The sequence below is a fragment of the Levilactobacillus suantsaiihabitans genome, assembly GCF_004745505.1.
In the GTDB taxonomy this organism is placed as follows: domain Bacteria; phylum Bacillota; class Bacilli; order Lactobacillales; family Lactobacillaceae; genus Levilactobacillus; species Levilactobacillus suantsaiihabitans.
Genome location: NZ_RKLX01000001.1, coordinates 1 through 25,881, shown reverse-complemented (window position 1 = coordinate 25,881; position 25,881 = coordinate 1). Strand labels below are relative to the sequence as shown.

Sequence of the window (25,881 nt, the reverse complement as noted above, 5' to 3'; positions counted from 1 at the left end):
TTAATCATTAAAATTATCATTTTCGACGTCGCGTATGAAGGTTGCCAGGTGATCGTAGTAAACGGGTGCGTTGTCGATCATGTGGTGGTGGCCACCTTCTGGCGTGGTGACGAAGCGGGAGTGTGGAATCAACTCAGCCATCTTCTTACCAGTAGCCAGTGGCATGGTTTCGTGTTCGCCAAAGGTCAACAGGGTTGGCACCTTGATGTCCTTCAAGTGATCACGGAAGTTCCATTCAGCCAACTTGCCCTTGATGACAAATTCGTTGTCACCTTGGAAGGCGCCGTAAACGTCGGTCGCCATGGTGCTGATCAAATGAGAAATGGCAGCGGGCTTCTTCCGGTCCACGTAGCCGTCGTTTAAGATGTCCACGTAGCTTTGGTACTTCGGATCGTCGTAGTTGCCGTTGGCCTCGATCTGCTTCATGTAAGCCACTTGGTCGGCGGTCAGAGCCGTTTCCCGAATATGGTTGATGCTTTCAACGTATTCGTCGATGTTATCAACCATGGAGGAAATGATAGCGCCCTTCAAGTGTTGGCCAAATTTAGCCGCGTACATTTGGACCAATGCGCCACCCCAAGATTGACCAATCAAGTAGAACTTGTCGATGCCCAGCTTTTGCCGAACTTCTTCAACTTCATTCAAGAAGTAGTCGTAAGTCAGATATTTCTTAGCGATTTCAGGATCGCTATAGTCGGGTTGGTCGGAGTACCAAGAACCCAATTGGTCGTACATGTGGACCTGAACGTTCAGGCCTTGGGCGGCTAATTGCTTGGCCGTGTCTTCCCAATATTCATGGTTGCCACCAGGGCCCCCGTGTAAGGCGAGCAGGTGGATGTCACCAGTGCCTTGGGTGTTGGTCCAAAGGTGGTAACCGTTGTCTAAGGTAATGATCGTGGTACCTTGCTTCATGTCAAATTCCCCCGTTTCTAATGAGTTACTAATAGTTTATCACTGTTAGCTATATTTCTAAACCGTTAACCGCGGAATGATGTAGTGTCGGCTACAGGATTGGTGGTGACTAGGTCGTTCGTGGCCGCCAGGGATGTTGCCTTGCTTGGGGAAAATTTCTGCAGAGACGATTTCTTGTTCACTTTGGACCTGTACCGGTCTGTTGTCAAAGCTGTTTCAAGAAGCAAACTGAGGCAAAATCTCAACCTATACCAGCGGCACAGTAAGTACCATCCCTGACTGGCTCTAGCGAGTTGACCAGGAACAACATGTCAGCTGAACGCTAGTTGATGGACTAGGCGACTATTAAGAGCTGAATCAATGGTTGTTGACAACCACTACTGTAGCCGAGAGTTCGCCAAATATGGGTTCAGCCGTGGGAGTTGTCTTAGCGGCACGGTTCATGCCGCTTAGACAACTGGCGTCTTTGAGACGTGGGCTGCGGCTCAAAGCGAGGTGTCGAGACCGCCTTTTGGCTCGACCCGTCCGCCCCAGCGTTCCAACCCATATTTGGCGAACGGTAGGCGGCCAGCACCTGCTATGAAGCGGGGCGGTCCTCCCCCAGCGTTTCCAGCCTGGAATTTCGCGCAACGGCAGGCGGCCAGCCCCTGCTACCACGTTGCCCAGACTATTCCGCCAGGTAAGGCAGGTGCAGGGCGGAGTTGCCGAGCTGGATGGAGTACTGCAGGTCCTGGTTACCGCGGACGGTCATGCCGAAGTCAGTAGCATAGATGACCAGTCCCAACTGGTGGCCGGCAAGCAGCCGGTAGTGGGTCGGCTGCAGGGTCACGCTCAGGTCGTAGAACGCGTTAGGCTTCAGCTCATCGACGTGGTAAGTGTTGGTCCGGTTTTGCAGGTTGCGATGGCCTTTGGTGATCATCTTAAATGGCGTGGTTGCGGCCGGCTGGAATTCACGCAGGTCGTCTTCACGCCAGCGGTAGCCTTCGTCGAGGGCCTTGCGCGCCAGAATGGTGGGTGAGACACCTAGGCGTTTGGCATCGCCGTAGTCCACGAGTTGGAAGCTCAACATGCCGACCGGTTGGTTGACCGCCACGCGCAGGTCGACCACTGGCTTGCCGTCCAGCAACAGATCGTCGGTCAAGACCGCGGACTTGAAGATCAACCGGTGGTTAAACATGGCATTGTGTTTGTCGCCCAGCAGGTCGTTTTGCCAAGCCGCGATGTCGTGTGTGTAGCGGTTGTATTGTTCGACCGGCAATTGGTCGTTAAAGCTGGTGGCGTAGGCCAGCGGGTCGTGGGTCTGCTGGTCGACCAGCTCATCGTGTTGTAAATTAAAGCTGCGCGTTGGGTTGGTTGGCGCATCCCAGTCGGGGTAGGCGTGCCAGGTTTCCGGTTGCGTATTGTCCTGAATGATAACGTTGGGCAACAGCGTTTCGGCCTGGTTGTCGACCCCCAGCAGTTCGTGGGTCAGCCACAGGTTGACGATGTCGGTGTAGTCAATCGAACGAAAGGCGTTGATGTAGATGTGTTGGCCTTGGTGCAGAATCAATTTCTTGGTGACGGGTAAGTCGCGCACGGCGTTCCAAAGGTTATTAACGTTGCGTGGCTTGACGTTCCAGTCGTTGAGGCCGTGGACCAGCAAGAGGTCGGCCTTGATATTTTTCGCATGCTTCAGGTAGTTACGGGCGTCCCAGAAACGGTTGTAGTTCCCGGTCGCGCGGTCCTGGTCATGGGTGATGGCGGCCAGGTCGGCTTGCCATTTGGCCTGGATGCGGTGGTAGTCGCCAGCTTGGAGTTGCCGGCTAAACGTTTCCTCGGCCAGCACGTCGGCGTCTTCACCGGGGAAGCCCCCGGGCGCAATGACCAGACCGCCGTCACGGTAGTAATCGTACCAGTTGGAAATGGCCGCTTCGGAAATGACGGTCTTGAGACCCGCAACACCGGTCGTGGCCGCAGCCGTGGCTAGCGTGCCCAGGTAGGAACGTCCGGTCATGGCGATGGCGTGATTGCTCCACCAAGCGGGGATGGCCTGAGTGGCCGCGCGGCTGGTGAAGGCCGTGCGGTTGCCAGCCAGCCATTCGATGATGGCAATCGTGGAGGTCGTTTCCTCGGGGTCACCGGTCGTCCGGACGCCATCGGAATCCAGCGTCCCGATTCCGGCCGCATAAACGACCGCGAAGCCGCGGGCCAAGAAGTAGTCGTTCAACGTGTAGGATTGTTCTCGCGCAAAGGTCTGTTCGGCTTCTTTGGTGGTGGCAGTGACGGGCCGAGGGGCCGGGACTGGCGTGGTATCTGGTTGGGCGGTCACGTCGGCTAACGTCGTGTCATTGGGCTGCTTGGGCTGCAGCGGCACGTTGACGTTGTGCATCATGTGGTCGCCGGCCTCGTCGTTGGTGCCCTGATTGTACGGGCTGGCGGTGTAGAGGACGGGCACTTTTAACCCGGCTTCCGTTTCCGCTGGGCGAATGATCTCGGCTTTCAACAGGTCGCGTTGGCCGTCGTGGTCGGTATCTTGGGCGCTTTCGACGTAAACGACCTCGCGAATCAGCTGGGTCGTGTCAAAGACTGCCTGGGATTTGCCGTTAAAGATCAGGGGCTTGTCCACGTTGGGGTCGTGCACGAGTGGTTCGAAATAGCCGTGGGTGGTCAGTTGGTCTAAGAAGGTCTGCCCGTTCTTGGAATGCGTCGTCAGCAGGTGATACCAAGCCTGTTTGAGCTCGGCAATAGTGAAGTCATTGCCGGCATGGTCGGCCACGGGCAACTGAATCTTGGCCATGGCAGCCAGCGGGTCGGCCAATTTGAAGTCCAGGTCGACCGCAAAGCCCAGCCGTTGTAACGCTAGGTTGTAAAAGACTGTGACAGGGACAGTATCATGATGGCTTAGAAACGCCCAGCCATCGGTATCTGGCGTTGCCATCAGGTTGGCCAGTTGCTGGTGAATGACGTCAGGGGTCTTAAACTCTGGCCAACTCCGGTCATACAAGTCTTGCAAGAGCAGACTTGGGGTACTGAGGTCAGCACTTTTCTCATCTAAAAAGTGAATTCGTTGAAGTTCGTCAAGGGCCTGGGCGGGTGCCGTGGGCCGAATGGCAAATTGTTGGTTACGCATAAATCTTCGCCTACCTTATCAATTTTTTTGAAATCAACGTTTCTTGGAAAAACTAGGGGGGACTGGTCGCCTGCGGCTGTCAGGGATTCTGCCTGCTATGGGGAACACCTGCAGCCCAGAAGCGGGCTTCCGGTTCGCTTGGAAGCCTTGCACAACCCGCAAGTCTCCCAAGTCGTCCCACGCTGTAAGCAGAGAAAAAACCTCTGCTAACACCGTCGACACAGCTGGCGCCATCCCTGACAGCCTCCGGCTACGAAAACAGTTAGCTGAAAAGTGGGATTAGCAATTGCTGAGGCACACGACACAACGCGGCCAATGATTCTGACATCTGCCATCTAAGCCGTGAGTGAAGTCCCAGCCGGGCTCAGCCGAGGTGAAAGACCGCTCTTTGGCTTTCGCCGTCCCCCAGCGTTCCAGACTGGCTGGGGCGAACGGTAAGGCGGCCAGCACGCACCGTGTTGCTTAGAACCTAGGATTGGTCGTTGAGCCGGCTGTGGCGGAGGCCGTAGCCGAAGTAGATCAGCAGGCCCAGCGCAAACCAGATGGACGACGCAATCCACGTTTCAGCTGGCAGTTGGAGCATCATGTAAAAGCATAAAAGCCCGGACAGAATCGGCAAATATGGATACAACGGCACCTGGAAGCCAGTGTTGTGGGGCAAATCGGGGAGGTTGCGCAAGCGTAAGATCCCGAAGGAGACAAACAGAAAGGCGACCAACGTCCCGATGTTAACCAGGTTGGTCAGCTGGGCCAGTGGCACGAAGCCGCCCAGTAAAGCAATCACAATGGTCACCACGCCCAGACTATGCTTTGGCGTCCCGGTTTGGTCGTCGATCTTGCCTAGAAATTTCGGCAACAGGCCGTCGCGACCGACCGAGTAGATTAACCGCGAGGAGCTGTAGATCATGGTGACCATCATGGTAAACATCCCGGCCAACGCGCCCAGCGAGATGATGCCAGACGTCCAGTTTTGGTGGACCAGCGTCAAAGCAAAAGACACGGGATCGGCGACGTTTAGCTTGGTGTAGTGGACCATCCCGGTCAAAACGATGGCGACCAGCATGTACAAAACGGTGGCCACAATCAGCGTGCCGATGATTCCGATGGGCATGTTCTTCTTGGGGTTCTTGACCTCGGCCGCCGATGCCGAGACCACGTCAAAGCCCAAGTAAGCGAAGAACACGGTCGAGGCCCCGCGCAAAATCCCCTTGGAGCCAAACGGAGCGAACGGTTGCCAGTTGCTGGGCCGCACGTAGAAAATGCCGACCGCCACAAATAAAATGATAATGGCAATTTTGACGATGACGATGGCATTGTTGATGCGCATGGATTCACGCATCCCGCGATTGAGCAGCCAACTGATGAAAAAAACCACCAGAATGGCGATCAGGTTGCCGTAAGTGCCGTGCGCCGGGTCGTAGGGACCGGTGATGGTGTTGGGCAGATTGAGGCCGAATCCTGCCAGAAAGGACTTGAAATAGGCGCCAAACGCGTTGGCCACGGCGGCGACGGCTAAAACGTATTCCAGAATCAGTGCCCACCCGAGAACCCAGCCAATGATTTCACCAAAGACCAGGTTGCCATAGGAGTAAGCTGAACCGGCGACCGGCAAGACGGAGGCAAATTCGGCGTAGCACATGGCGGCGGTGGAACAGACAATGGCGGCAATCAGAAAGGATAAGACGATGCCGGGGCCACTGTATTGCGCGGCGATGGTACCGGGCAAAATGAAGATCCCGGTCCCAATGACGGCCCCAATCCCCAACGACATCAAGTCCTTGGCCGTCATTGTTTTGGCAAAGTGTTGGTCACTTCGCAAGTAGTTATCTAAGCGTTCGCGACGAAATATACGCGCAAGTCCCATAAAAAGCCTCCTAATATAATAGATGAAACATGAAATCTGAGTCGTGTTGGTCGCCTACCGTTGCGCGAAAGTCTAGGCTGGAACGCTGGGGGAGGACGGCCCGAGCCAAAGCCCGGTCTCGGACCTTGCTTTGAGCCGGAAAAACACCGTCTCAAAGTCACCAATTTATCAGCAAAAGGCGCTGCTAAATTCCCCGGCTGAGCCTAGCCTTCGCTCCACTCCCGGCTAACATGGTGGCTATTTAGACCATTGTGAGGTGATGTCGATTGTCATGGGTGTTGCGGCTATGTAAGATAGCAGGTGACACTAACATGACTGATGGCCACCAACGGAGCCGATAGTTCGCTAAATCTGGGCTTCGGCTCAAAGCGAGGTGGCGAGACTGCTCTTTGGCTCGCCCCGTCCGCCTACCGCGTTCCAGCCCAGATTTAGCGAACGGCAAGGCGGACAGCATCCACTACGGAACGGTAAGGCGACCGGGGTGCGCTCCCCCATACATTGATAATACACATTGTGCCCGCGAGTTTCAGCACTTTAGGCGGTTTTTCCCGCGAAAATGGTGATGTTGCAGATAGTGTACCCTAAGATTAAATTAAAAGTCAATGAGAGTTCGCGGCATTTTCGGGGAAAAGAGAGTGAAATTCTACCCATTACCCGGTGTTTCGATTTAGAATAGAAGGAGTTTAGTCAAATTCGAGGAGGAAACACCACATGATTACCGAAAATGCTAGTGGAGCGGTCGTTTACCGCTTGGTTGATGATCAGATCCAATATCTACTATTAAAGAGTGCCACCAGCGACTTCTGGGGATTTCCCAAGGGCCACGTGGAGGGCGACGAAAGTGACATTGCCACGGCAGTTCGTGAGATTCGCGAGGAGACCCAGTTAGCGGTCGCCATCAATCCGGAATTTCATGCGGACCTGGATTACGACATGGCCAATGGGCATCACAAGCATGTGGTGCTGTATACGGCGTTGGTGCCAGCCGATAGCAAGATTACGCGTCAGGTTGAAGAAATCAGTGACTTTGGCTGGTTTGATTATCCCACAGCACGGCAGACGTTGAGCTATGACAACCTGAAGGGCTTGTTGGATCAGGCCAACACCTATCTGGAGGGCCACCATGACGCCTAAAGTATTGGTGATTACCGGCGCTACGGGAACGGGCAAGACCACGGTCCAAAATTACCTGGTGAGCCACTATCCCGTGACCAAGGTCATCACGCACACCACGCGCCCACCACGCCAGGGGGAAGTCGACGGCGTTGATTATTATTTTGAAACGCCAGCGAGTTTCCCGCAGAACCATTATCTGGAATCCGTCGTTTATGCGGGCTACCATTATGGGTCGTCGAAAGAAGGACTGGCGCGCGGGTTCAAACGGGCGCCGTTTGACGCGATCGTGTTAGATTCGGCCGGCGCCATCACCTACGCTCAGGAGTTGGGCGACCAAGCCGTCATCATTTTCCTAACGGTGAGTCAGCCAGATAAATTGGCCCACCGGTTGAGCAAACGGGGGGACGATGAGCACATGATGGCCCAACGCCTGGCCAGTGCCGAGTACCGCCGCGACTTGACCATGCCCCTGGCATTACAGGGCAAGGCCATTCAGTTGAACAACGACGATTGGCAACAAACCCAGATCAAGCTGGACGACCTGATGACCCGCCTCCAGCGCGACGAAGCAATCGATAGTTGAGTTTCGCAGTAAATATGATAAACTAACAGGGAATTCGGCAACTAGCAATAACACTAGCCGACTGGTCGCTCACTAAGCCAGCCACTCACTCGTTCCAGCCTAGAGTTTCACGGAGCGGCAAGGCGGCCAGTACCACCGACATTAGTGCAAAGAAAATAAATCAAGGAGGCCACCCATCATGGCAGAATCTTTAAGTACCGCCGTAGCGATTTTAAAGAAGAATAAATTAAAGATGACCAAGCAACGGCACGCACTCTTAGAGTTCCTGTTGACCAATCAGGCGCACTACACCGATGTGGTGACCGTCGATGCTTACATGCGCACGGAGTTTCCGGGGATGAGCCACAACACGGTCTACCGCAACTTGAAGGAATTCGAGGAAGTCGGCATCGTGGAGCAAAACACGGAACAAGAACGCGCGCGGGTCAAGTATCAGTGTGACTTGCACCACCAGCACCACCATCATTTTGTCTGCCAAAATTGCGGCAAGGTGATTGAACTGCAAATGTGCCCGATGGACTTTTTCTCCGACCAGTTACCCGGTTGTGAAATTGCGGGTCACAGCTTTGAGCTCTACGGCCTGTGTGCCGAGTGCAAGGCGGCCGGTGTCCAGGAACAAGACTTAGTGAAAAATTAAGAGAAATTTGACGGATTTTTGAGTTTCCTATGCGACAATGGTCGTAGTTAGGTAAACGGAAGGAGGAATGACGCATGGGGTATCGTACACCACCCTTGATTACGCCATTCGCGATTGTCTCGATGGCACTAGCGCTCGGGGCAACGAACGTCGTGACCAACACCGTCACGAAGACCAATGAAGGGGCTTCACGGGTGTCAAATACCAGCTCATCACTCGTCAGCAGCTTCTCGTCGAGTGATTCGAAGAAGGCCAGCGACGACAGTAAGAAAAAGGATTCAGATTCATCTAAAGACAGTTCTGACAGCAGTAGCGAGTCGTCTGACAGCTCATCCACGGATACGGAAAGTTCGTCGGCCAAGAAGACGTCCACCACGGAATCCAGCACGGCTGATACGACGGGCACGACTGGAAGTACTGGGACGACCACGTCGAAGAAAAAGAAGACGTCTTCCAGTGCGGTCAGTTCTTCAACGACTACGACGGATGATAACACGACCGACAACAGTACGGCCGACACCGCCAATGACACCACTGACACGACCGATAATCAGAATGCGACGACTTACGGGACAACTGATTCGAATCAATAACGAAGGAAGGGGGACCGACAATGTTAAGTTTTCTTGACATGGTCAACCATTATTTAGGCTACATCAACGTCAACGCGAAAATTAAGAACCGTATCTACGTCATCATTGGCGCCTTAGGGGACCTCTATCTGTTTTACATCGGGTTCCGGTATCTCCAAAATGGCCACCCGTTCTGGGGGTTATTGATCCTGCTCGTGGCACTGATTCTGTTATACTTTGTTTATTTGAACACGGTGTATTATTTCACGGAAAAAAAGGCGCCATTTGACATCTCACCGAAGATTGAAAAATGGCTACACATCAAGCCCAAAGAAGCAGAGGAAACGCCCCAACCCATGCGTGGTGGCCGCAACATTCCGGCCAACGGGTATTTCGATGAAAAGAAAATATTACCCGGGAAATTAACGGCCACCGCCAGCGACGCGCAAAACGTCCAAAACCTGGCGACGCGCTTACAACAGAACCAACTGCTCCAGCTGGACTATTCTGGCTTGGGCGACCGCGAGATCATGGAACAGACGCGCAAGACGGGCAAACCGGTCTACGCCTCTGGCCCGGCGGTCTTGATTCCCTACTTTGAAATGCAAACGGAAGGCCACCAACTGGTGGTTTACGCCGGCATCAATCAAGCGGAGAAACAACGGGTCGGCGTGGTCAGCACGGTCGGCCTGCAAGACGTCGCCGATGTCCGCGACCAGTTTGAACTGTACCTGGCCAACGCAACGTTAGTCGGCGGGCCGTTCAAGGTCTTGGGCCGGACGTCGTTGATCGAACAGCCCAATGAGTTCCAAGTGGCCGTCCAACTGGCGTACAAGCACCATGACGACCGCCCAGCTACGGCACGTTACGCCCAGCGCGAGACGCCGACAGAAACCAGTCGTCAGGCCCGCTACGACGCCACTGCCACCAGCGATGAACCAATGACGCGCACCTCCCGCTACCACCACTAAGATTGGTGGGTGTCCGCCTGCGTTAATGGTGGGGACGCCTGTCGCCTCCAGTTCGCTAACGATGAGACTGGAACGCGGTGGGCGGACGGGTCGAGCCAAAGGGCGGTCTCGCCCCTCGCTTTGAGCTGAAGCCCGCATCTCAAAGACGCCAGTTGCCTAACCAGCCAAGAGCGCTGCTAAGGCAACTCCCACGGCTGAGCTCATCCTTAGCGAACTTCCGACTACGGTAGTTCCTGCCAAGTAACTGGCTGACGATTGTTCGCCAAGCCGGTTAGTGGTGGTGACAGAGTCGTGTCAACTAATCTGAAACTGAAAAGCATTGCGTCGGCCCATTATCGGGGTCGGCGTTTTTTGTTGTGGCGAGGGAGACTCTGGTGTAAACCTCAGGAATAACCGGTATTAGCTAGTATCCTGAAGCGGTGCATGAGGGGACGACACGAACGGGTGATACTAAAACGATTGGAGCACCTGAGTACTGTTTGGATGCAGTCATTTGCGAAGTCGGCGGTTACGATTACCGTCGGATTGGGGGAATAACGGTAGTTGAAGCTACAGGTTGTGACTGGCAATTGGCACCAGTCGTTGCGGACAAACATCACCGTAGCCGAGAGTTCACTAGATAGGCGTTCAGCCGTGGGAGTTCCCTTAGTGGCACGGTTCTGGCCACTTAGGGAACTGGCGTCTTTGAGACGCGATTTATCGGCTCAAAGCGAGGTGTCGAGACCGCTCTTTGGCTCGACCCGTCCGCCCACCGCGTTCCAACGACTAGCTAGTGAACGGTAAGGCGGCCAGTACACACCCTGCCGCGGACACCAACCAGGCCAATCATCCTCTATCTTTACTAACGAAATCCAACCCAGAATTGTCACCCCAAAATGGCGCAATCACGGGAAAAATCGTCGCGGTAGTATAAATGGTTGCGGACGTGAAAAGTTGGCGAATGACGCATCTGTCACGGGTTGACGCGTTTGAAAAAAATTTAGGGCGCAAAAACCCGTGGTACACCTAACCTTTGACCCCCAAAACGGTCTGTGGGACTAGGCGGTCTAGAGCTGTTTATTTTGACCGGGTAATTTTTTTGGTTTAAACTTTACTTTAGACACTTTAAAAACTCAGTCTTACGGGATTGGGTTCGGGCGCTAGTCGCCGCAAGTACGGCAAAAAATCACTAGTGGAGGGAATACTTATGTCAATGATTGAATTTCACAACGTGGAAAAGTATTACGGCGATTTCCACGCGCTACACAACATTAATTTAACGATCGATGCCGGGGAAACGGTTGTGCTGATTGGGCCGTCTGGTTCCGGGAAGTCGACGCTGATTCGGACCGTCAATGGGCTGGAACAGATTCGCCATGGGCAATTGATCGTTAACGGCCAAGACCTGGCCAACCCGAAGACGGACATGAACCGGATCCGCAAGAACGTGGGGATGGTGTTCCAACACTTTAACCTCTATGCCAACAAGACGATTTTGGAAAACGTCATGCTGGCACCGCGGATCGTTTTGCACCGCGACGAAACGGAAAACAAGAAGGTCGCCATGGAAATGCTCGACCGCGTTGGGTTAGCTGACCAAGCACCCAAGATGCCGTCGCAACTCTCCGGGGGGCAACAACAACGGATCGCCATTGCGCGGTCGCTGGCAATGAAGCCGAAGTGCCTCTTGTTCGACGAACCAACCAGTGCCTTGGACCCCGAAATGATCGATGATGTGCTGAACGTTATGAAGACGATTGCCCGTGACTCCAGTATGACGTCTTTGATTGTGACCCACGAAATGGGCTTTGCGCGTGAAGTGGCCAACCGGGTGATCTTCATGGCGGACGGCCGCATTTTGGAAGACGACTCCAAGGAGAAGTTCTTCGATGGCGAGCCAAGCAACGAACGGGCACGGCAATTCTTAAGCAAGATTTTGACACACTAATCACAGGGGAGGTATGCTCACGATGAAAAAATTAATTCGCAGTTTGGGCCTGCTACTCTCCCTGGTTGCCTTGACCGTAATCGTCAGTGCGTGTGGCAGCAAGCCGCTGTCCGCACGAAACGTGTACCAGACGGACAAGCAGTCTAAGACGATCACTTGGGGTGTCAAAGCAGATACCCGGTTGTTTGGATTGCTAGACACCAAGGATGGGAAAATCAAGGGCTTTGAAGTTGATTTAGCCACGGCGCTGACCAAGCAGATGCTGGGCAAGGATGCCAAGGCCAAGTTCATTCAGGTCACGAGTTCGACCCGGATGCCGATGCTGAAAAATGGGAATATCGACGCCATTATTGCGACCATGACCAATACGCCGGAGCGGCGCAAGCAAGTCGCGTTTTCCAACACGTACTTCTACGCCGGCCAATCGCTGTTGGTCAAGCGTGGTAGCAGCATTAAAAATGTCAAAGATTTGAACCGGGAAAAAGGCACAGTCCTTGGGGTCGTGGGTTCTGACTCCGTGGAAAACGTCGCCAAGGTCGCACCCAACGCCAAGGTCTTACAACTGACCGACTACGCGCAAGCCATGACGGCATTGAAGTCCGGCCAAGGGCAAGCGTTGACCACCGATAACGGGATCCTGTACGGGATGTCCGTCCAAAATCCAGGCTATGAAGTGACCGGAGGGACGTTCGTTTCCGAACCATACGGCATCGCGATGGACAAGAACCAGACACCGTTTAGAAATGCCACCAACAAGGCCTTGACCGAGTTGCGGCAAAACGGGACCTATGACAAGCTCTTGCACAAGTGGTTCCACAACGTCAAGGGCTTTGACTACAAGGAGGCGGCTAAAGAATGATTCATATCTTTTCAGAATATGGGGGCACCTTACTCTATGGGTTAGGCCAAACGCTGCTTTGTAGCATTCTTGCCCTGATCTTCAGTTTGATTCTCGGGACGTTCTTTGCCCTGTTAGAAGAATCACCCAGCAAGGTGGCCCGTGGCATTGCCCGGGTCTATATTGAAATTTTTCGGAACATCCCGCTGCTGGTCATCACCATGTTCTTCTACGTGGTGTTCCCGCTGTACGTCATCAAGATGAACGGGTTTACGGCCGGCACGATTGGGTTGACGCTTTACACCTCGGCCTTTATCGCCGAAACGGTTCGGGCCGGGATCCAATCCGTTGACCCGGGGCAAATGGAAGGGGCTCGCTCCAATGGATTGTCCTTCTGGCAAGCCATGCGCTACATCATCTTGCCGCAAGCCTTTCGTTACGTGATTCCGCCACTGGGTAACCAATTCGTGAACCTGGTCAAGAACTCCTCAACGTTAGCCTTCGTGGGTGGTTTTGATTTGATGTACCAAGGTAACGTCATCGCCTCGAGTTCGCTGGAAACCATCGCAGCGTACTCGGCGGTCGGGGTCTTGTATTTGGTCATCACCATGCCGATCAGTTACTACATGCGCTACTTGGAAAAACGGTTAGCTTAAAGGGGAGGAGAATAAATTATGTTACAAAACTTTATTGATGCCTACTCCCCAGATAACCTACGCTACCTGTTCGGTGGGCTGGGGATCACGATTCTGGTCTCTATCGTGTCCATCATTGGGAGTTTTATTATCGGCTCGATTCTCGGGGTCATTCGGTACGTGAAGATCAAATACTTATCAGCCATCGTGGGATTGATCATTGATATCATCCGTAACCTGCCGCTGATCTTGATCCTGTTCTTTACTTACTTCGGGCTCCCCAACCTGGGGGTCAAACCCGAAATTATTCCGGCCGCCATTTTGGCCATGACAATCTTCGAATCGACCATGTTGGCCGAAATCGTGCGTTCCGGGATTCAAGCCGTCGACCCAGGCCAGATGGAAGGGGCCCGCGCCAACGGGTTGACCTACTGGCAAGGCCTGTGGTACATTGTGTTGCCACAAGCTATGGTCAAGATGATTCCGGCCATCGTCAGCCAGTTCATTTCACTGGTCAAGGACACGTCGCTGGCCACCATCATCCTGTTGCCAGAAATGCTGTACCGCTCACAGATTATCTACGGGCAAAACACCAACTACATCATCCCGATGTTCGTGGCGATTGCTCTGATGTACTTTATCGTTTGTTACTGCTTGTCCGTGCTCGCCCATTACCTGGAAAAGCGCCAAGCCTAACTTAAATGAAAACCAAAAACGCCCAGCCATCTCATTGCGAAATGGCTGGGCGTTTTTTGATCATTAGCTAACTGAAGATTGAAAGGTGAAAATCAACTGAAGCCATTGTTATCATGCGACTTATGACGTCAAAAATAGTCGTTTACAGCCTCACATTCGAGCTGGCCGCCTACCGTCCGCCAAATATGGGTTGGAACGCTGGGGCGGACGGGCCGAGCCAAAGTTCGGTCTCGACGCCTCGCTTTGAGCCGAAGCCCACGTCTCAAAGACGCCAGTTGTCTAAGCGGCATGAACCGTGCCGCTAAGGCAACTCCCACGGCTGAACCCATATTTGGCGAACTCCCGGCTACGGTAGCGCTTGCCAGTAACAGTCGTCTTAACCCCAGATAGTAGCTGCATTGACGACTGGTCATTAACATAGTGTTACTGGTAGCCGTCAGCCTGGCCGGCGCAGGCACCAGATTTCATCAATCTTAGGTGTCAAAACACCGTCATTACGGTAATCGGCGCGTTAATTTTAGGTCCAACCTTCAATTAGCTAAGAAAGAGTTACAAAAAGCCACTCGCAAGAAGAAGCGAGTGGCTAGGTCGATGATTATTGAAAGTAACGCTAACGGGTTGGCGTCCAGGCTTTGTGTCCACTAAGTACCTAGTAAAAACAAGAGCTTAGATCAACGGCGCTGAATGACTAGCAATTAGTCAGTGAATTCACACCTGCCGAGAGCTGAACCGTTGTGACTGACAAGCACCCTGTAGCCGGAAGCTCGTCACTTAATTCCTGCTAGCACAATGTTACCGACAACCATGAGCCGCTGGAAGTAAATAGGGATGACCACAAAAGTAGCCGAGAGCGGAGTGAAATCTAGTCTCAGCCGGGGAATTTGCCAGCGGGTTTTGCTGGCAAATTGGTGTCTTTGAGACAGTGATTTTCTGGCTCAAAGCAAGCCCCGAGACCGTTTCTCAGGCTCGGGGCGGTCCTTCCCCCAGCGTTCCAGACTAGAATTTCACGGAGCGGTAAGGCGGTTGGCGAGCTGGAGGCGGCCAACCGCCTTACTCAGTAACGACGTATTGCTTGAAGCGGTCGAAGTCGGCGGACTGGAGCTCGACTTTGAGCGCAGTGCCATCCGCCTCGTAATTGGTGTCCAGCACGTTGGCGTGGTCGTTCATGTAGGCCACGACGTCCCCATCCGCAAACGGGATCAGGAAGTTAGCCGTCACGTAATTGTGGAAGACCTTTTCCTTAACGGCCTGAACTAATGCGTCAATGGAATCAGCATCCATGGCGGAGAGAATCAGCTGATCGCCGACCCGGTTCGGATAGTGGGCGTCGGTCAAATCGGCCTTGTTGAAGACTGTGATCATCGGCACATCGGTAACGCCAATGTCTTCTAACGTCTGTTCCGTGGTGGCCATCATGGCTTCCTTGTTTGGGTCCGCGTAGTCAACGACTTGGATCAAGAGGTCGGCGTTGGCGGCTTCGGCTAACGTGGAGCGGAAGGCCTTGACCAGTTGCGTTGGCAGTTGACTCACGAAGCCGACCGTGTCGCTAAGTAGCAGCTTCTTTTGGTCGGGGAAGGTCAGCTGGCGCACGCTGGTATCCAACGTGGCGAACAGCATGTTCTTGACGAAGACCTGTTTTTCTTCGCTCTTACCAAATTCACGGACCAACGCGTTCATCAACGTGGACTTGCCGGCGTTGGTGTAACCGACTAACGCGACGGAAGGCAGTTCATTGCGTTCCCGCTGTTGGCGTTGGGTGGCCGCCGCCTGGTTAATTTCCTTGAGTTCGTGGTTCACGTGGTTGATGGACCGCTGAATGGTCCGGCGACTCATTTCCGTTTGGGATTCACCAGAACCACGGTTGGTGAAGCCACCGCCGCCACCGCTACCGGTCTGTTGGTCCAGCCGTTGCGAAGCGCTGGTGTGCAGCCGGGGCAGTTGGTATTGCAACATGGCCAGTTGGACCTGGAGCTTGGCTTCGCGGGACTGGGCCCGGTTGGCGAAGATTTCCAAAATCAAACCCGTCCGGTCCATGATGCGCGCTTTGGTGCCCGCCTCCAAGTTACGAATCTGACTAGGGGTCAGCTCATCGTTGACCACGATGGTATCGACGCCATCATCGGCGACAATGGTGGCCAGCTCTTCGACCTTCCCCGTCCCGAAGTAAGTGCCCGGGTTGGGCTTGGGCAGTGATTGTTGAATCTCTTCAACCACTGTCATGTTGTTGGCTTCCACCAAGTTTTTCAGTTCAGTCATCGAGTAGCCAAAGGTGGCCTGACCAGCGTTTAAGCCAATCGTGACGACCGGTGTTCGTGGGGTTTCTTCCAAAAGATCACCCTCCTTTAAAGTCTATAGGCCAAGTATAACATGCTTGCTGGCAAACGCCGCAGGATTAGGCAATGGTTCGCTGAAAAGACGCGCAGTCGCCGAATAATTCAGATCAATAAATGATAATACGATGATAGAAAATGTGGCTGCTGCAGTGAGAATACGGCGCTGGTTTAACTAAAAGATGGGCGAAAGTGACTGTGGTTAAAGGGCTCCCTACGAAATTGTTAAATAATTAAGATTCGGTATTGATTCTCATCTTATTTTAATATATAGTTGTCATCAATAACCAATTGGTTAGGTAAACTAATGAGAAGGGTTGGAAGTCTATGCAGATTCGATCAGTTTTGAAATTAGGGACGGTCGCCGCGCTGACAACGGTTGCGTTAGCAGCGTGTGGGACCTCGTCGAGTCAGAGTCAAGCCAAGAATCAAACGTTAAATTGGATGGAGTCCTCGGCATTACCAACGATGGACAATTCATTGGCAACCGATGTGGTCTCCGGGGAAACGCTGAATAACACGGGTGAGGGCCTGTTGAAATTTGGCAAAAACAGTAGCACGCATCCCGGCGTGGCCAAGAGCTATACCAAATCCAAGGACGGCAAGACCTACACCTTTAATCTGCGTAAATCCAACTGGAGTAACGGCGACAAAGTGACCGCCAAGGACTTCGTTTACGGTTGGCAACGCACCGTGAATCCCAAGACGGGGTCGCAGTACGCTTACCTGTACGCGGACGTGAAGAACGCCAACGCCATTATGGCGGGCAAGAAGGCCGTTTCCACGCTGGGCATCAAGGCCTTGGGCAATTACAAGGTCCAGGTCTCGTTGGTTCATCCAGTCAGTTATTTCCCAACGTTGGTCGCTCAGACCGCCTTCTTCCCGCAGAATCAACGGGTCGTGGAGAAATACGGCAAGAAGTACGCCACCAACGCACAAAACAACGTCTACAACGGGGCCTTCAAGCTGACGTACTGGACCGGGACGTCCGACAACTGGACGCTGACCAAGAACACCAAGTACTGGAATGCCAAGTCCGTCAAGCTCAAGCACATCAAATTTAGTGCCGTCAAGGATCCACAAACGGCGCTGAGTCAATACCAAAGTGGCAAGCTCGACGCGATTTACCTGAGTGGGCAACAACCGAAGAACTACAAGAATTCTAAGGAATACCACGCCCGTAACAGTTCGCGGGTCGCTTACCTGGAACTCAACGAGAAGAAAGATTCCATGATGCGTAACGTCAAGGCGCGCCAGGCGTTGTCGCTGGTCTTGAACCGTAAACAGTTCGTCAACCAAGTGCTGGATAACGGCTCCAAGGTCGCCAACGGCATCGTGACGGCGGGACTGGCCGTGCGCAACGGCAAGGACTTCGCGTCTGAAGCCTCGATTCCCGCAGCTACGGAACACAACGTCGCCAAGGCCAAGAAGCTCTGGAAGCAAGCGTTGAAGGAGACCGGCCGGAAGAGCTATTCTCTGACGCTGATGGCTGACGACACCGCCGAAGGCAAGAGCACGACGGAATACGTTCAAAGTCAGTGGTCCAAGCTGCCTAATTTCAAGGTCACCAACAGCAATTTACCATACAAGACGCGGTTGGCCCGGTCTGCTGATGGCCAATTTGATGCCGTGGTGACCCTGTGGGGGGCGGACTTCCCAGACCCAATCACCGACCTGTCGCTGTTCACGTCTGACAATTCCTACAACAATGGGAAATGGTCGAACAAGACTTACGACAAGCTAGTCAAGGAAGCCACCACGACCAACGCCAACAAGCCAGCCGCGCGTTGGCAAAACCTGGTCGACGCCCAAAAGGTCTTGTTGAAGGACCAAGGGATCATTCCGATTTACCAAAGCGGCAAGCCACAGCTGATGAAGTCCAAAGTCAAGGGCATCGTCTACTTCCCAGTCAGCTCGAACTGGGACTTCAGCAAGGCTTACATTAGCAAGTAAGTCGTCAGATAGATTGCGGAAACCAGATGCCCGCGTCAGGCTAGGGTGGGGCCTGCTCTGGGAAACACCTCCAGTCTGAGGGGCGGTCTTCCGGTTTGCTTGAGAGCCTGGTAAAGCCCACCATTCTCTCAAGTCGTCCCGCGCTGTAGGCTGAGACAAAACCTCAGCCAACACCGCTGACCCAGATGGGGCCATCCCTGGCTGCCGTCGGCAAGTTGGCGGTTACCAACAGCACTGTAATGAAAGGCTAGTCGTCAATGCAGCTACTATCTGGGGTTAAGACGAATACTACTGGCACGCACCACCGTAGCCGAGAGTTCGCCAAATATGGGTTCAGCCGTGGGAGTTGTCTTAGCGGCGCGATTCATGCCGCTTAGACAACTGGCGTCTTTGAGACGTGGGCTGCGGCTCAAAGCGAGGTGTCGAGACCGCCTTTTGGCTCGACCCGTCCGCCCCAGCGTTCCAACCCATATTTGGCGAACGGTAGGCGGCCAGTTCGCATTGTAAGGCTGAAAACGACTACTTTGTGGCCACGTTTCGACTATGTAAAGGTAACGCAACGAGCCTGGGAGGTTTTCCCAGGCTCGTTTTGTTTTGCTCACTCGTCGCCCAAAACGGGGCTGTCCGGGCCAATTGGTAGGAAGCCGGCTAATAACGCGGGGAAGGTTATAAGTCGCCGTGGTGGCCCAACTAGCCGTCAATTCTGGTGAACCGGATTGATCGGTCAGCGACCGAAGTTCCTCGTCCAATTCTCATAAACCGTTTTACCCATCTTGGTAAGCACTTTAAAGATTGAATACTCGGTGAGTAGCGAGTTAATTTTTATGCCATTTTCTTGTATATGGTATACAAAAATGGTGAATTTTTGGCCGATTAAATGTGACATCAGATTTTAATTTTTATTTTATATCCTTGATATATCAACGTTTCTATAAACTTTTTTAAAATAAATTAGCCATTCCTATTGATTTTAATCTTTTTCTAATATACAATTGCAATATCAAATTTGAGGTTGTCAATTTATTTCGCAAACAACAACTAAGAGGGGTTGGATTTAAATGAAAATCAATTCGGCAGTCAAACTAGGGACGGTGGCTACGTTCGCGGCAGTCTTACTTGCAGCGTGTGGGTCATCTTCCAGCAGTTCTAGCGAAGCCAGCAAGCAAACGTTAAATTGGATGGAAAGTTCCGCATTACCTTCCATGGATTCATCGACCGCAACCGACGTCGTTTCTGGGGAAACCATGAACAACACCGGTGAAGGTCTGTTACGGATTGGCAAGAACAGTTCCATTCATCCTGGGGTCGCCAAGAGCTACTCCAAGTCCAAAGACGGGAAGACCTACACCTTTAACCTCCGGAAGTCCAACTGGAGCAACGGCGACAAGGTAACCGCCAAAGACTTCGTTTACGCCTGGCGCCGGACCGTCAATCCAAAGACGGCTTCCCAATACGCTTACATGTACGCACCGGTTAAGAACGCCAACGCCATCATGAACAAGAAGAAGGCCGTTTCTAGCTTGGGTGTCAAGGCTGTCGGGAACTACAAAGTGGTCGTTACCTTAACGCAAGCCACTAGTTACTTCCCTTCATTGGTAGCCAGTCCCATGTTCTTCCCGCAAAACCAATCAGTCGTTCAAAAGTACGGCAAGGGTTACGCAACAAATGCCCAGAAGAACGTCTACAACGGTCCATTTAAGTTAACATACTGGACTGGGACGTCCGATAACTGGACCTTGAGTAAAAACACTAAGTACTGGAACGCGAAGAATGTTAAACTAAAGAAGATCAACATCAAGACGATGAAGGATCCGCAAACGGCTTTGAGTCAATACCAAAGTGGCAAGCTGGATGCAACTTACTTGAGTGGCCAACAACCAAAGAACTACAAGAACTCTAAGCAATACGTTGAACGGAAGAGTGCTTCGACCTTCTACATCGAGTTGAACGAAAAGAAAGATTCCATGATGAAGAACAAGAAGGCACGTCAAGCCTTATCATTGGCCATCAACCGGAACCAATTCGTCAACAAGGTCTTAGCCGATGGGTCAACGACGGCTAAAGGGTTAGTTTCAACCGGGTTAGCTTCTTACAAGGGTAAGGACTTCAACACGGACGCCGCTGTTCCTTCAGCAACTTCCCAAAACTTGGCTAAGGCGAAGAAGCTTTGGAAGCAAGCCTTGAAGGAAACCGGTCGTTCAAGCTACTCCTTCACCTTAATGGCCGACGATACGCCAGCCGGTAAGAACATCACCGAATTTGTGCAAAGTCAATGGGCGAAGTTAGGCAACATCAAGGTTACCAACAGCAACCTGCCATTCAAGACGCGGTTGAGCCGTTCACAAAATGGGCAATTCGATGCCGTGGTTTCTGCTTGGGGTGCCGACTTCCCAGACCCAATTTCCTTCCTGTCACTGTTCACCTCTGACAACTCATACAACAACGGGAAATGGTCGAACAAGACTTACGACAAGGATGTCGCTGCCGCAACTGGTAAGGATGCCAACAACACCGCTGCTCGTTGGAACGACATGGTTGGTGCACAAAAGGCCATCTTGAATGACCAAGGGATCATCCCAATTTACCAACAAGGGAAAGCCCAATTGGTTAAGTCCAACGTCAAGGGATTGATCTACTTCCCAACCGGCGCTAACTGGGACTTCAGTCAAGCCTACATTTCTAAGTAAGCCACGAATTAATTCAGTTATTACTCGTCAGGTGTAAATCTGACATAATAAGCTTTATCGGGGAGTAAGGATTAACGCGAGTTGGTCCTTACTTTTCGATATTATTGCAATCATTTATCATCTTGTTGTTTTTGTGGAGTTCTTGTTAAGTTTAACAACTTAACGGTAACGAATAAGTCTACTGATTGAGAGGTAAACAAATGGCAAAGTACCTAGCAAAGCGGATCTTTTACTTGATCCTGACCTTATTCATTGTTATTACCGTGACGTTCTTCCTAATGAAGTTGTTACCCGGGACGCCACTGACCAACCAAGCTAAGTTGTCCAAAAGTCAGATTGCGCTGATCTACGAACAATATGGTTTGGATAAGCCAGTCTGGCAACAGTACCTGCTGTATCTGGCAGGGGCTGTCCGCGGTAACTTCGGAACGTCCTTCCAATTTAGCGATCAACCCGTTTCCTACTTGCTTTCAAGTCGGATCGGACCATCCTTGCAGATTGGGCTGCAAGCCATGATCTTCGGGGTTATCCTGGGTATCATCGTCGGGGCCTTTGGGGCCATGCGGCAAAATACCTGGGTTGATACCACCGCTACGGTCGTGTCCATCTTAGGGATTTCTATTCCGTCCTTCGTGTTGGCCGTCTTACTCCAGTACTACCTGGGGTTAAAGCTGGGCTGGTTCCCCATCGCCGAATGGGGTGGCTTCATCTACACGGTGTTGCCGACCCTCGCGTTAGGAGCGACGCCGTTAGCCGAGTCGGCGCGGTTCGTCCGAACGGAAATGGTCGACGTGTTGAGTTCGGATTACATTGAACTCGCCAAGGCCAAGGGGCTGAGTCGCACGGGGATCATTTACCACCATGCGCTGCGGAACAGTCTGATTCCGTTGATTACGATCGTTGGACCGTTAGCCGTGAACATCATGACCGGATCCATGGTTGTGGAAAATATCTTCTCCATCCCTGGAATCGGGGAACAATTTGTTAAGTCCGTCTTAACGAACGATTACCCAACCATTATGGGTCTGACCATCATCTATTCATTTATGCTCTGTGTCGTTCTGTTGATCACCGACATCCTTTACGGAATCGTTGACCCACGGATTCGGATCACAGGCAAGGCTAACTAGGAGGTAAATAAATGGCAGATACAGTTAAACTCCCTGAAGATAGCTTTAAGCGAATTTCCGGCGATGATCGGGCATCACTGGATAGTGAAAAAATTGCGGCACCTTCCTTAACGTTCGCTCAAGATGCTTGGCGGCGGTTGAAGAAAAACAAGGGGGCCTGGGTCTCCTTGATCGTGTTGGCCATCATCTTCATCATGGCCTTCGGGTCACTGGTGGTCTCCCCGCATAACCCTAACGCCGTTAACCCGTCCTACGCCAACTTACCGTCGAAGATTCCCGGTGTGAACATCAACGGGTTCAACGGGACCTTGGTCCAGGCGGGCGAACGGGTCGACGCTTACAAGCAGGCTGGGGCTTCCGGCAAGTTTTACATCATGGGGACCGACTACTTAGGTCGGGACCTGTTCTCTCGAGTACTCTACGGGACGCGGATCTCCTTGATCATCGCGTTAGTGGCCACGCTGTTTGACTTAACGATTGGGGTCACGTACGGGATGTTCTCGGGCTGGAAGGGTGGTCGCGTTGATACGTTCATGCAACGGGTCATCGAAATCATCCTCTCCATCCCTAACCTGGTCGTCATCGTCTTACTGATTTTGATCTTGAAACCAGGGATGACGTCGATTATTATCGCCATCGCGCTGACGTCGTGGGTCAACATGGCCCGACTCGTCCGAGCGCAGACCATGGAGATCAAGGAGCAAGAATACATTCTCGCGGCGAGAACACTGGGGGAGCGACCGCTTAAGATTGCCTTTAAGCATCTGTTGCCGAACCTCTCCAGTGTGATCATCATCAACACGATGTTTACCATCCCCAACGCCATCTTCTTTGAAGCCACCTTGTCCTACATTGGGATCGGGATTTCCTCACCACAGGCTTCGCTAGGGACGTTGTTAAACGATGGGCAAAAGAACTTCCAGTTCCTGCCTTATCAGATGTGGTGGCCAGCATTGATTCTGTCCATCATCATGTTAGCCTTCAACCTCTTGGGTGATGGCTTACGGGATGCTTTTGATCCGCGGACGAAAGAGTAGGTGAACTAACGTCATGGAAAACGAAAAAAATATTTTGGAAGTACGCAACCTGCAGGTTAATTTCAAAACGTATGCCGGTGACGTTAAGGCCATTCGGAACGTCAGCTTTGACCTCCGTAAGGGTGAAACCCTGGCCATCGTCGGCGAATCTGGTTCTGGGAAGTCAGTGACGACCCGGACTATCATGGGCTTAAACGCCCGTAACGCAGACATTACCAGTGGGTCGATCCTCTACAAGGACCAAGACCTGCTGAAGAAAAGCGACAAGGAAATGGAAAGCATTCGGGGCCAAGATATTGCCGAAATCTTCCAGGACCCAATGACGTCTCTGGACCCCACCATGCGGATCGGTAAGCAAATCGCCGAACCGTTGATGGTCCACAAGGGCATGAAGAAAGAAAAGGCCTTGGCGCAGGCACTGGAAATGATGAAGTTGGTCGGCATCACGGATGCGGAAAACCGGATCAATGATTACCCGCACCAATTCTCAGGGGGGATGCGGCAACGGATCGTGATTGCGATTGCGTTGATCAACTACCCCGAAATCCTGATTGCCGATGAACCAACGACCGCCTTGGACGTGACGATTCAAGCCCAGATCCTGAACTTGATGAAGGAACTGCAAGACAAAATCTCCACGTCGATCATTTTCATCACCCATGACCTGGGTGTTGTGGCCGGCATGGCTGACCGGGTGGCCGTCATGTACGCCGGGAAGATCGTGGAATATGGAACGGTTGACGAAATCTTCTACAACCCTAAGCACCCGTACACCTGGGGCCTGTTGAGCTCCATGCCAACGCTGGATTCCAGTGGTGACGAGTTGCCATCGATTCCCGGGACGCCGCCGGACTTACTGGATCCGCCAGCAGGGGATGCCTTTGCTGCCCGGAACGCCTATGCGCTAAAGATCGATACCGAACAGGAACCCCCGTTCTTCAAGGTATCCGATACGCATTACGCGGCGACCTGGTTGCTCCACCCGGATGCACCCAAGGTGACCCCACCGGAACAAATCGTCGAACGGCAAAAGAAGTACGCCGCTATGCAAAAAGACTTGGTCGCTAAGCAACGGCCAAGCGTCCCAGTTGAAGAACAGGAGGAACAGCAATAATGGATTACGAAAATGCCGAAAAAATCCTCGAGGTCAAGCACCTCAAACAGTACTTCAACGTGGGCAAGGCCGATGAGGTTCGCGCGGTCGATGATATTTCCTTTGACATTTACAAGGGGGAAACGTTTGGTCTCGTTGGTGAATCCGGTTCTGGGAAGACCACGACGGGCCGGGCCATCATCCATCTGTATGAACCCACGTCCGGTGAGATCTTATTCAACGGCAAGAACGTGGATAACTTTACCAGCAAGGATGACCAACGGGAATTCCGTCAAGACATGCAAATGATCTTCCAAGATCCGTACGCCTCATTGAATCCACGGATGAAGGTCAAGGATATCGTGGCGGAAGGCATCGACATCAACCATTTGGCCAAAGACGATGCCGACCGGACCAAGCAGGTGGAAGACTTGCTGGAAACGGTCGGACTGAACAAGGACCACTCCAGTCGGTACCCCCACGAATTCTCTGGTGGGCAGCGGCAACGGATCGGGATTGCCCGGGCCTTGGCCGTGGATCCTAAGTTCGTAATCGCCGATGAACCGATCTCCGCATTGGACGTGTCGATTCAAGCGCAAGTTGTCAACCTGATGAAGAAGTTGCAACGTGAACAGGGCTTAACGTACCTGTTCATCGCCCATGACTTGTCGATGGTCAAGTACATCTCCGACCGCATCGGTGTCATGCACTACGGCCGGATGCTAGAAATCGCCGACTCTGACGAGATCTACGCCCACCCGCTGCACGACTACACCAAGAGTTTACTGTCCGCGGTGCCAATTCCTGATCCTGAGTTCGAACGGACCCGGGAAGAAATTGCCTACGACGGTAGCGGCGAAAACGACGGCAAGGAACGCAAGCTGGTCGAAATCGCGCCCCGTCACTGGGTCCGCGCCGCTGATGATGAAATTGACATGTACACCCAACGCGCGCACGAAGCATCGCTGATTCACAAGTAACTGACTGAAGGTTGAAAGTGAAATTAGCGCGCTGATTGCCGTAATGACGGTGTTCTGTCCACTTGAATTGATGAAACCAGACGCCTGCGTCAGTCAGGGTTCCGCCTGCTCTGGGGAACACCTCCAGACTGAGAAGCGGTCTTCCGGTTCGCTTGAAAGCCTGACAAAGACCGTCAGTCTTCCAAGTCGTCCCGCGCTGTAGGCTGAGACAAAACCTCAGCCAACACCGCCGACACAGCTGGCTCCACCCTGGCTGCCTCCGGCAAGGTTGACGGCTATCAGCAACATTGTGTTAATGAAAGACTAGTCGTTAATGCAGCTACTATCTGGGGATAAGACGCCTGTTACTGGTGAGCATTGCCTTGGCGAACGGTAGGCAATCAGTTTGCATTGTAAGGCTGAAAACGACTACTTTTGACGCCATGAGGACGTGATACAGTAGTTTCAGCTGATCTTCGTCTTTCAATCTTCAACCTTCAACTGAATAAAACGGAATGAGGATTCGCAGACAGTCATTGTCTGTGGGTCCTCGTTTTTTTGGCTCTTTGTCAACCGGTGTTGATGGGGAGAATTTGAGAGGTTTAATTCACTTACGAATTGGGCCTCTTTTTTGGACCCGAATATTGAATTCAATCTGTATTCTATAGTGGAAGTTAGTCCAGTTGCGGTAGCCGTAGGCAGTGCGCTTGATTTGTTTGATCTTACGGTTGACGCCTTCGACTGGACCGTTGGAGAGTAAGCAGTTTGTCATATTCTTGATGAACTGCTTTTTATGGATAAAGGTTTTAAGGGTCGTTAGAAGCTGAGGACT

Annotated in this window: 20 protein-coding genes; 15 read left to right on the top strand and 5 right to left on the bottom strand. The window is 52.6% G+C overall.

Going from position 1 to position 25,881, the window contains the following annotated elements; genetic code table 11:
- From EGT51_RS00100 to EGT51_RS00090, 3 genes are all read right to left on the bottom strand, one after another.
- Positions 1-912: a proline-specific peptidase family protein gene (locus EGT51_RS00100; RefSeq protein ID WP_135366770.1), complete on the bottom strand. Its 912-nt coding sequence runs from the start codon at positions 910-912 to the stop codon at positions 1-3.
- A gap of 667 nt (positions 913-1,579) precedes the next feature.
- Complete coding sequence (locus EGT51_RS00095) at positions 1,580-4,021, bottom strand: Xaa-Pro dipeptidyl-peptidase (RefSeq protein ID WP_135366769.1); 2,442 nt, start codon at positions 4,019-4,021, stop codon at positions 1,580-1,582.
- A 469-nt stretch (positions 4,022-4,490) separates the two neighbouring features.
- Complete coding sequence (locus EGT51_RS00090) at positions 4,491-5,885, bottom strand: APC family permease (RefSeq protein ID WP_135366768.1); 1,395 nt, start codon at positions 5,883-5,885, stop codon at positions 4,491-4,493.
- Positions 5,886-6,596: 711 nt separating this feature from the next.
- On the opposite strand from EGT51_RS00090, the gene EGT51_RS00085 reads away from it, so the two are divergent.
- The 9 genes from EGT51_RS00085 (at position 6,597) to EGT51_RS00045 (ending at position 13,860) form a co-directional block, all read left to right on the top strand.
- Positions 6,597-7,019 carry a bis(5'-nucleosyl)-tetraphosphatase gene (locus EGT51_RS00085; RefSeq protein WP_135366767.1) on the top strand — a complete coding sequence of 141 codons (423 nt, stop codon included), beginning with the start codon at positions 6,597-6,599 and terminating at the stop codon, positions 7,017-7,019.
- Positions 7,009-7,584, top strand: coding sequence for a nucleoside/nucleotide kinase family protein (locus tag EGT51_RS00080; RefSeq protein ID WP_135366766.1), 576 nt, complete (start codon positions 7,009-7,011; stop codon positions 7,582-7,584). Before EGT51_RS00085 ends, EGT51_RS00080 begins: the two co-directional genes overlap by 11 nt.
- A 178-nt stretch (positions 7,585-7,762) precedes the next feature.
- A complete protein-coding gene (locus EGT51_RS00075) occupies positions 7,763-8,221 on the top strand; it encodes a Fur family transcriptional regulator (protein ID WP_125576723.1) in 459 nt (152 codons plus the stop codon).
- A 74-nt stretch (positions 8,222-8,295) separates the two neighbouring features.
- Complete coding sequence (locus EGT51_RS00070) at positions 8,296-8,814, top strand: hypothetical protein (protein WP_135366765.1); 519 nt, start codon at positions 8,296-8,298, stop codon at positions 8,812-8,814.
- 20 nt (positions 8,815-8,834) lie between these two features.
- Complete coding sequence (locus EGT51_RS00065; protein ID WP_135366764.1) at positions 8,835-9,764, top strand: DUF6681 family protein; 930 nt, start codon at positions 8,835-8,837, stop codon at positions 9,762-9,764.
- A 1,186-nt stretch (positions 9,765-10,950) separates the two neighbouring features.
- Positions 10,951-11,691 (top strand): amino acid ABC transporter ATP-binding protein, encoded by a 741-nt coding sequence (locus EGT51_RS00060; RefSeq protein ID WP_135366763.1) that lies wholly within the window; start codon positions 10,951-10,953, stop codon positions 11,689-11,691.
- Positions 11,692-11,713: 22 nt separating this feature from the next.
- Positions 11,714-12,550, top strand: a complete 837-nt coding sequence (locus EGT51_RS00055; protein WP_135366762.1) for a transporter substrate-binding domain-containing protein — start codon at positions 11,714-11,716, stop codon at positions 12,548-12,550.
- Positions 12,547-13,185, top strand: a complete 639-nt coding sequence (locus EGT51_RS00050; RefSeq protein WP_135366761.1) for an amino acid ABC transporter permease — start codon at positions 12,547-12,549, stop codon at positions 13,183-13,185. The genes EGT51_RS00055 and EGT51_RS00050 overlap by 4 nt, the downstream gene beginning before the upstream one ends.
- Positions 13,186-13,203: 18 nt before the next feature.
- On the top strand, positions 13,204-13,860 hold the full coding sequence (locus EGT51_RS00045; protein ID WP_135366760.1) for an amino acid ABC transporter permease: 657 nt from the start codon (positions 13,204-13,206) through the stop codon (positions 13,858-13,860).
- A 1,050-nt stretch (positions 13,861-14,910) separates the two neighbouring features.
- Here EGT51_RS00045 and hflX read toward each other — a convergent pair.
- Positions 14,911-16,188, bottom strand: coding sequence for a GTPase HflX (gene hflX / locus EGT51_RS00040; RefSeq protein ID WP_135366759.1), 1,278 nt, complete (start codon positions 16,186-16,188; stop codon positions 14,911-14,913).
- 329 nt (positions 16,189-16,517) lie between these two features.
- On the opposite strand from hflX, the gene EGT51_RS00035 reads away from it, so the two are divergent.
- The 6 genes from EGT51_RS00035 (at position 16,518) to EGT51_RS00010 (ending at position 25,070) form a co-directional block, all read left to right on the top strand.
- Positions 16,518-18,143 carry a peptide ABC transporter substrate-binding protein gene (locus EGT51_RS00035; RefSeq protein WP_135366758.1) on the top strand — a complete coding sequence of 542 codons (1,626 nt, stop codon included), beginning with the start codon at positions 16,518-16,520 and terminating at the stop codon, positions 18,141-18,143.
- A gap of 1,058 nt (positions 18,144-19,201) precedes the next feature.
- On the top strand, positions 19,202-20,830 hold the full coding sequence (locus tag EGT51_RS00030) for a peptide ABC transporter substrate-binding protein (protein ID WP_135366757.1): 1,629 nt from the start codon (positions 19,202-19,204) through the stop codon (positions 20,828-20,830).
- A 200-nt stretch (positions 20,831-21,030) separates the two neighbouring features.
- Positions 21,031-21,960: an oligopeptide ABC transporter permease gene (gene opp3b, locus EGT51_RS00025; RefSeq protein ID WP_135366756.1), complete on the top strand. Its 930-nt coding sequence runs from the start codon at positions 21,031-21,033 to the stop codon at positions 21,958-21,960.
- Between the two features lie 11 nt (positions 21,961-21,971).
- The gene (locus tag EGT51_RS00020) at positions 21,972-22,997 is read left to right on the top strand and encodes an ABC transporter permease (RefSeq protein ID WP_135366755.1); all 1,026 of its coding nucleotides are present in this window, start codon (positions 21,972-21,974) and stop codon (positions 22,995-22,997) included.
- 13 nt (positions 22,998-23,010) lie between these two features.
- Positions 23,011-24,111, top strand: coding sequence for an ABC transporter ATP-binding protein (locus EGT51_RS00015; RefSeq protein ID WP_135366754.1), 1,101 nt, complete (start codon positions 23,011-23,013; stop codon positions 24,109-24,111).
- Entirely contained in the window at positions 24,111-25,070 is a 960-nt protein-coding gene (locus EGT51_RS00010) for an ABC transporter ATP-binding protein (protein ID WP_135366753.1), read from the top strand. Before EGT51_RS00015 ends, EGT51_RS00010 begins: the two co-directional genes overlap by 1 nt.
- 586 nt (positions 25,071-25,656) lie before the next feature.
- On the opposite strand, the gene EGT51_RS00005 is transcribed toward EGT51_RS00010, so the two are convergent.
- Positions 25,657-25,881: transposase (locus EGT51_RS00005; RefSeq protein ID WP_167850096.1), on the bottom strand; the 225-nt coding region annotated here is incomplete at its 5' end.

What these genes read in the sequence shown, in the direction of transcription:
- EGT51_RS00065 (WP_135366764.1), top strand. Translation starts at nt 8,835, where the DNA reads ATGTTAAGTTTTCTTGACATGGTCAACCATTATTTAGGCTACATCAAC.
- EGT51_RS00010 (WP_135366753.1), top strand. Translation starts at nt 24,111, where the DNA reads ATGGATTACGAAAATGCCGAAAAAATCCTCGAGGTCAAGCACCTCAAA.
- EGT51_RS00100 (WP_135366770.1), bottom strand. Translation starts at nt 912, where the DNA reads ATGAAGCAAGGTACCACGATCATTACCTTAGACAACGGTTACCACCTT.
- EGT51_RS00085 (WP_135366767.1), top strand. Translation starts at nt 6,597, where the DNA reads ATGATTACCGAAAATGCTAGTGGAGCGGTCGTTTACCGCTTGGTTGAT.
- EGT51_RS00035 (WP_135366758.1), top strand. Translation starts at nt 16,518, where the DNA reads ATGCAGATTCGATCAGTTTTGAAATTAGGGACGGTCGCCGCGCTGACA.
- EGT51_RS00080 (WP_135366766.1), top strand. Translation starts at nt 7,009, where the DNA reads ATGACGCCTAAAGTATTGGTGATTACCGGCGCTACGGGAACGGGCAAG.
- EGT51_RS00090 (WP_135366768.1), bottom strand. Translation starts at nt 5,885, where the DNA reads ATGGGACTTGCGCGTATATTTCGTCGCGAACGCTTAGATAACTACTTG.
- EGT51_RS00015 (WP_135366754.1), top strand. Translation starts at nt 23,011, where the DNA reads ATGGAAAACGAAAAAAATATTTTGGAAGTACGCAACCTGCAGGTTAAT.
- EGT51_RS00030 (WP_135366757.1), top strand. Translation starts at nt 19,202, where the DNA reads ATGAAAATCAATTCGGCAGTCAAACTAGGGACGGTGGCTACGTTCGCG.
- EGT51_RS00050 (WP_135366761.1), top strand. Translation starts at nt 12,547, where the DNA reads ATGATTCATATCTTTTCAGAATATGGGGGCACCTTACTCTATGGGTTA.
- EGT51_RS00055 (WP_135366762.1), top strand. Translation starts at nt 11,714, where the DNA reads ATGAAAAAATTAATTCGCAGTTTGGGCCTGCTACTCTCCCTGGTTGCC.
- EGT51_RS00045 (WP_135366760.1), top strand. Translation starts at nt 13,204, where the DNA reads ATGTTACAAAACTTTATTGATGCCTACTCCCCAGATAACCTACGCTAC.
- EGT51_RS00095 (WP_135366769.1), bottom strand. Translation starts at nt 4,021, where the DNA reads ATGCGTAACCAACAATTTGCCATTCGGCCCACGGCACCCGCCCAGGCC.
- EGT51_RS00060 (WP_135366763.1), top strand. Translation starts at nt 10,951, where the DNA reads ATGTCAATGATTGAATTTCACAACGTGGAAAAGTATTACGGCGATTTC.
- EGT51_RS00070 (WP_135366765.1), top strand. Translation starts at nt 8,296, where the DNA reads ATGGGGTATCGTACACCACCCTTGATTACGCCATTCGCGATTGTCTCG.
- opp3b (WP_135366756.1), top strand. Translation starts at nt 21,031, where the DNA reads ATGGCAAAGTACCTAGCAAAGCGGATCTTTTACTTGATCCTGACCTTA.
- EGT51_RS00075 (WP_125576723.1), top strand. Translation starts at nt 7,763, where the DNA reads ATGGCAGAATCTTTAAGTACCGCCGTAGCGATTTTAAAGAAGAATAAA.
- EGT51_RS00020 (WP_135366755.1), top strand. Translation starts at nt 21,972, where the DNA reads ATGGCAGATACAGTTAAACTCCCTGAAGATAGCTTTAAGCGAATTTCC.